Genomic DNA, 6,093 nt, shown 5'->3' with positions numbered 1-6,093 from the left:
GCCTCACTCCCGCGCACCTCGCCCTGCTCGCGGTCGCCGGGATCGACGCGCTCGACGTCCGCCCCACCCGAGAGGAGGCGACCGCATGTACGAAGGCATCGTCCAGGAGCTGATCGACGAGCTCGGCCGGCTCCCCGGCATCGGCCCGAAGTCCGCCCAGCGCATCGCTTTCCACATCCTGCAGACCGAGACCTTCGACGTCACCCGGCTCGCCGAGATCCTGCTCGAGCTGCGCGGCCGCGTGCACTTCTGCGACATCTGCGGGAACGTGGCGGAGGAGGCGACCTGTGGGATCTGCCGCGATCCGCGCCGCAGCCGCGCCGTCATCTGCGTCGTGGAGGAGGCGAAGGACGTCCCGGCGATCGAGCGCACCCGCGAGTTCCGCGGGCTCTACCACGTGCTCGGCGGCGCGATCAGCCCGATCGACGGCATCGGCCCGGATCAGCTCCGCATCCGCCAGCTGCTGCAGCGGCTCGCGGACGGCGAGGTGCAGGAGGTCATCATCGCGACCGACCCGAACCTCGAGGGCGAGGCGACGGCGACCTACCTCTCGCGCATGCTCAGCACCCTCGGCATCCGCATCACCCGCCTGGCCTCCGGGCTGCCCGTCGGCGGAGACCTCGAGTACGCCGACGAGATCACCCTCGGCCGCGCCTTCGAGGGCCGCCGGCTCGTCGAGAACTGACGCGGCCGCCGGAGTCGCATGACCGCTCCGGCATGCGGTCGACCGGTAGACTCGCCCGTCGGGTCGCGACGGCGGTCCAGCCACCGACACGGGAGCAGCACGTGAGCCTGATCGTCCAGAAGTTCGGCGGGTCCTCCGTCGCCGACGCGGAGAGCATCAAGCGGGTCGCGAAGCGGATCGTCGCTACCAAGCAGGCGGGCAACGACGTGGTCGTCGCCGTCTCGGCCATGGGCGACACCACCGACGACCTGCTCGAGCTCGCCCACCAGGTCACGCCCATCCCCGCCCCCCGCGAGCTCGACATGCTGCTCTCCTCGGGCGAGCGCATCTCGATGGCGCTGCTGGCGATGGCGATCAAGAGCATGGGCTTCGAGGCCCGCTCCTTCACCGGCAGCCAGGCCGGCATGATCACGGACGCACAGCACGGCGCCGCCCGCATCGTCGACATCACCCCGGTCCGCCTCCGCGAGGCGCTCGACGAGAACGCCGTCGTCATCGTCGCGGGCTTCCAGGGCTTCAACCGCGACACGAAGGACATCACCACCCTCGGCCGCGGCGGCTCGGACACCACCGCCGTCGCGCTCGCCGCAGGACTCGGCGCCGACACCTGCGAGATCTACACCGACGTCGACGGCGTCTTCACCGCCGACCCGCGGGTCGTCAAGAAGGCCCGCAAGCTCGACCGCATCACCAGCGAGGAGATGCTCGAGCTGGCCGCCGCGGGAGCGAAGGTGCTGCACATCCGCGCCGTCGAGTTCGCCCGCCGCCACGGAGTCACGCTCCACGTGCGCTCCTCCTTCAGCCCCAACGAGGGCACCATCGTCTACAACGCCGAGACCTCCGGCGTCGAGCAGAACGGACAAGCCGTGGAAGAGCCCATCATCGCCGGAGTCGCCGCCGACCTGAACGAGGCGAAGATCACCGTCGTCGGAGTCCCCGACATCCCGGGCAAGGCCGCGCAGATCTTCACGATCGTGGCGAAGACCGGCTCCAACATCGACATGATCGTGCAGAACGTGTCGGCTGCGGCGACCGCCCGCACCGACATCTCGTTCACCCTGCCCAAGGCCGACGGCCAGACGGTCCTCATGGCTCTCAACGCCGAGAAGGACGAGGTCGGCTTCGAGTCCCTGCAGTACGACGACCAGATCGCCAAGCTCGCGCTGGTGGGCGCCGGGATGCGCACCAACGCCGGCGTCTCCGCGAAGCTGTTCCGCTCCCTCTACGAGGCCGGGATCAACATCGAGATGATCTCCACGAGCGAGATCCGCATCTCGGTCGTCACCCGCGCCGACACCGTGAACGAGGCCCTGCGCGTCGTGCACACCGCCTTCGGGCTCGACGCCGAGGACGAGGCCGTCGTCTACGCCGGCACCGGCCGCTGACGGCCGGACACCCTCGCGATCCGGCCGTTCCTCCCGAGCGGCCGGAGCGACCGGTACCCTCTCCCTCGATCCCCCCGCCACGAGCGGCCCGCGCGCCGCACGGACGAAAGAGCACAGCATGAGCAGCACCCCCCTCCACGTGGGCGTCGTCGGCGCGACCGGCCAGGTCGGGAAGGTGATGCGCCGCCTCCTCGAGGAGCGCGACTTCCCGATCGCGTCCATCCGCTTCTTCGCCACCGCCCGCTCGGCGGGCACGACGCTGCCGTTCCGCGGCGAGGACGTCGTGGTCGAGGACGTGGAGACCGCCGATCCGTCGGGGCTCGACATCGCCCTGTTCTCGGCCGGAGCCACGGGCTCGCGCGCCCTGGCGCCCCGCTTCGCCGCGGCCGGCGTCACCGTGATCGACAACTCCAGCGCCTGGCGGATGGACCCCGAGGTCCCGCTGGTCGTCAGCGAGGTGAACCCCCACGCCATCGACCAGGCGGTCAAGGGCATCATCGCCAATCCCAACTGCACCACGATGGCCGCGATGCCGATCCTCAAGGTCCTCGACCGCGAGGCGGGGCTCACGCGCCTGATCGTCAGCACCTACCAGGCCGTGTCCGGCAGCGGGCTGGCCGGAGCGAACGAGCTGGCCGGCCAGGTCCGCGCCGCCGTCGCCGACGAGCACCTGCTCGACCTGGTGCACGACGGCTCGGCGGTCGACTTCCCCGCGCCGGACAAGTACGTCGCCCCGATCGCCTTCGACGTCATCCCCTTCGCGGGGAGCCTGGTCGAGGACGGCTCGAACGAGACCGACGAGGAGAAGAAGCTCCGCAACGAGAGCCGCCGCATCCTCGAGCTCCCGGAGCTGCTGGTCTCGGGCACGTGCGTGCGCGTCCCCGTGTTCACCGGCCACTCGCTCTCCGTCAACGCCGAGTTCGCCTCCGCCCTCAGCCCCGAGCGCGCGCGCGAGCTGCTGGCCGACGCGCCCGGCGTCGTGCTGCGCGAGGTGCCCACTCCGCTGGAGGCCGCGGGCAAGGACCCGAGCTTCGTCGGCCGCATCCGCGCCGACGAGGGCGCCCCGGAGGGACGCGGCCTCGCGCTCTTCATCAGCAACGACAACCTCCGCAAGGGCGCGGCCCTGAACGCCGTGCAGATCGCCGAGTTCATCGCGGCGAAGCAGCCCGTCTCCTGACCTCCGTGGACGGGGCCGGCGCCGAGCGCTCCGGCCCCTTCCGGGTGGAAAAGCCGCGAATTTGATGGGGGAGCGGGGCCCCTCCCCGCCGCGGCGTCCTCGGGCGAGCGTAAACTCGACTCTCGTGAACTCCTCGGAACCGGTCGACGTCGCCCTCATCGGTGGGGGCATCATGAGCGCCACGCTCGGCGCCCTCATCACCCAGCTGCAGCCCGACTGGACGATCGCCGCCTACGAGCGCCTCGGCGACGTGGCGCAGGAGTCGTCGAACCCGTGGAACAACGCGGGCACCGGTCACGCGGCCCTCTGCGAGCTGAACTACATGCCCGAGGCGGCCGACGGCTCCGTCGACCCGGCCAAGGCGATCCAGATCAACGAGCAGTTCCAGATCTCGCGCCAGTTCTGGTCGAGCCTGGTGGAGTCCGGCGACATCCGCGAGCCCTCCAGCTTCATCAACCCGGCGCCGCACATGACCTTCGTGCACGGCGAGGCCAACGTCGAGTACCTCCGGAAGCGCTACGAGGCGCTCAAGGACCAGCCGCTGTTCGCCGGCATCGAGTTCACCGAGAGCGTCAAGACCATCCACGAGTGGGCGCCCCTGCTGATGGAGCAGCGTCCCGCCGGCGGCGGCCCCTACGCGGCGACGCGCATGCCGGCCGGCACCGACGTCGACTTCGGCTCACTGACCCACCAGCTGTTCGACCACGTCGTCGCCCATGGCGGCACGCTCGACACCGGCCGCGAGGTCACCGACATCACCCGGCAGAAGGACGGCACCTGGCGCCTCGACCTCAAGCAGGTCGTCGGAGGCACGCCCCAGTCGGTGACCGCCCGCTTCGTCTTCGTCGGCGCCGGCGGCGGTGCGCTGCACCTCCTGCAGAAGTCGGGCATCCCGGAGATCAAGGGCTTCGGAGGCTTCCCGATCTCGGGCCAGTTCCTCCGCACCGACAACCCCGAGCTGGTCGCCCGGCACAAGGCGAAGGTCTACGGCAAGGCCGCGGTCGGCGCGCCCCCGATGTCGGTGCCGCACCTCGATGCGCGCGTCGTCGACGGCGAGGCGTCCCTCCTCTTCGGCCCCTACGCGGGCTTCACGCCCAAGTTCCTGAAGCGGGGCTCGTGGCTCGACCTGCCCCTGTCGATCCGGCCGCACAACATCGGCCCGATGCTCGCGGTCGCCCGCGACAACCTCGACCTGATGAAGTACCTGATCGGCGAGGTGCTCGCCGGCCGTGGCAAGAAGATGAAGGCCCTGCGCGAGTTCCTGCCCACCGCCCGCGACGAGGACTGGTACCTGATCACCGCCGGCCAGCGCGTCCAGGTGATGAAGAAGGACGAGAAGAAGGGCGGCGTGCTGCAGTTCGGCACCGAGGTCATCACCGGAGGGGACGGCACGATCGCCGGCCTGCTCGGCGCCTCGCCCGGAGCCTCGACCGCCGTGCCGATCATGCTCGACATCGTGCAGAAGTGCTTCCCCGACCGGATGAAGGCCTGGGAGCCGCGGATCCGCGGGCTGGTGCCGAGCTACGGCTCGACGCTCAACGACGCGCCCGAGAAGGCCGAGCAGACGGTCACCGCGACCGCCGAGACGCTGGAGCTGTCCGCCTCGGTCTGATCGGGTGCGACCCGTTCGAACATATGTTCTAATGGCTCCATGAGGTGGAGCGGGCAGTCGATCGGCACGGCCGACGAGGCCGCACTGCCCGGGCTCGTCAAGCTCACCGACCTGGTGCGGACGGTCCGCACGCCGGAGTTCGAGGGCATCACCTTCTACGAGGTGCTCGCGAAGTCGGCGCTCAACCGCGTGCACACCTCCTCGAAGATGCCGTTCGGCTGGAGCATCAACCCGATGCGCGGCTGCACCCACGCCTGCACCTACTGCTTCGCCCGGCCCACGCACGAGTACCTCGAGTTCGACGGCGGCCGCGACTTCGACTCGCAGATCGTCGTGAAGGTGAACGTCGCCGAGGTCCTCACCCGGGAGCTCGCGAAGCCGAGCTGGGAGCGGCACCCCGTGGCACTCGGCACCAACACCGATCCCTACCAGCGCGCCGAGGGCCGCTACCGGCTGATGCCGGGCATCATCGCCGCGCTCGCCGCCTCGGGCACCCCGATCTCGATCCTCACGAAGGGCTCGTTGCTGCGGCGAGACCTGCCGCTGCTCCGCGAGGCCGCCGAGCACGTCCCGGTCGACCTCGGAGTCTCGATCGCCGTCTACGACGAGGGCCTCCAGCGCTCCGTCGAGCCGGGTGCGCCGACTGCGGCGGCCAGGCTGGCGACGGTCACCGCGGCACGGGAGGCCGGCTTCGACTGCTCGGTGTTCCTGATGCCGATCCTGCCGTTCCTCACCGACACCCGGGCGCACCTCGACGAATCGCTCCGGGCCTGCCGCGAGGCGGGCGCCAGCACGATCATGTACTCGACCCTCTTCCTCAAGCCCGGGGTGAAGGAGTGGTTCCTGCAGTGGCTCGGGCAGGAGCACCCCGAGCTGGTCGACAAGTACCGAGCGCTCTACCCGGGGCGCGACGCCTACGCGCCTCTCGAGTACCGGCGCTGGCTCTCGGCGCGCATCCGCCCGCTGATGCGCGCCCACCGGCTCGAGCGCGGTGAGGAGGACCCGGCCACCGGCTCCGTCAAGTCCTCCGCCCTCGGTTCGCTCGGAACGCTGCGGACCCTCGGCGGCGAGCGGCGCTCCCTCCAGCACGACGGGCTGCTGGTCGGGGAGCTCGGGCCGGAGCGCGCTGCGATCCTGCCCGGCGTCGGGCAGCCGACGCTGTTCTGAGCCGGGGGCGGGCCCGGCCGCGGCTAGGATCGTCCGCATGGTCACCCGCTCCGGTGAGCCCTCGGGC

General features: G+C 70.8%; 5 protein-coding genes. All 5 read left to right on the top strand.

What is annotated here, in order from left to right; translation table 11 throughout:
* Positions 1-85 precede the first annotated feature (85 nt).
* The 5 genes from recR to C5C27_RS16280 all read left to right on the top strand — a co-directional run bounded on the left by recR (position 86) and on the right by C5C27_RS16280 (position 6,026).
* Positions 86-685, top strand: a complete 600-nt coding sequence (recR, locus tag C5C27_RS16300) for a recombination mediator RecR (RefSeq protein WP_104222157.1) — start codon at positions 86-88, stop codon at positions 683-685.
* A gap of 101 nt (positions 686-786) precedes the next feature.
* A complete protein-coding gene (locus tag C5C27_RS16295; protein WP_104237730.1) occupies positions 787-2,070 on the top strand; it encodes an aspartate kinase in 1,284 nt (427 codons plus the stop codon).
* A 118-nt stretch (positions 2,071-2,188) separates the two neighbouring features.
* Positions 2,189-3,247 carry an aspartate-semialdehyde dehydrogenase gene (locus C5C27_RS16290; RefSeq protein WP_104314926.1) on the top strand — a complete coding sequence of 353 codons (1,059 nt, stop codon included), beginning with the start codon at positions 2,189-2,191 and terminating at the stop codon, positions 3,245-3,247.
* Between the two features lie 64 nt (positions 3,248-3,311).
* The gene (locus C5C27_RS16285) at positions 3,312-4,859 is read left to right on the top strand and encodes a malate:quinone oxidoreductase (RefSeq protein WP_104314925.1); all 1,548 of its coding nucleotides are present in this window, start codon (positions 3,312-3,314) and stop codon (positions 4,857-4,859) included.
* A 39-nt stretch (positions 4,860-4,898) separates the two neighbouring features.
* On the top strand, positions 4,899-6,026 hold the full coding sequence (locus C5C27_RS16280; RefSeq protein ID WP_104314924.1) for an Rv2578c family radical SAM protein: 1,128 nt from the start codon (positions 4,899-4,901) through the stop codon (positions 6,024-6,026).
* Positions 6,027-6,093 lie beyond the last annotated feature (67 nt).

Origin of the sequence: Rathayibacter sp. AY2B7, assembly GCF_002931635.1 — a bacterium.
GTDB lineage: Bacteria > Actinomycetota > Actinomycetes > Actinomycetales > Microbacteriaceae > Rathayibacter.
Note: the sequence above shows the minus strand (reverse complement) of the source record. Positions and strands in the feature narration are given on the sequence as shown.